The sequence below is a fragment of the Achromobacter sp. UBA4530 genome (assembly GCF_002388205.1).
Taxonomy (GTDB): Bacteria; Pseudomonadota; Gammaproteobacteria; order Burkholderiales; family Burkholderiaceae_B; genus Achromobacter; species Achromobacter animicus.
In genome coordinates this window covers 3455-3722 of the sequence record NZ_DGMA01000049.1, presented here as the reverse complement: position 1 = coordinate 3722, position 268 = coordinate 3455, and the positions used below count along the sequence as shown (strand labels likewise).

Here is a 268-nt window from a genome sequence, read left to right as displayed (position 1 = left end):
AAGCGTCAGGGCCACCGTCAGAACTACACCGAAATCCGCATCGAAGCCATCACGGCTTAAGAAGCGACTCGGTACCACTTAGCAGGAGCTAAACATGGCACAGAAAAAGGGCGGCGGCTCTACGCGGAACGGACGCGACTCAGAATCGAAGCGTCTGGGCGTCAAGGCATTCGGCGGCGAACTCATTCCCGCTGGTTCGATCATCGTGCGTCAGCGCGGTACTCGCTTCCACGCTGGCGTGAACGTCGGCATGGGCAAGGACCACACC

At 59.7% G+C, this 268-nt stretch carries 1 protein-coding gene; it reads left to right on the top strand.

Translation table 11 applies throughout. The features are described 5' to 3' along the window. Positions 1–94: 94 nt before the first annotated feature. Positions 95–268 (top strand): 50S ribosomal protein L27 (rpmA, locus tag B2W22_RS27850; protein WP_286940409.1); only part of this gene is annotated, 174 nt, incomplete at its 3' end.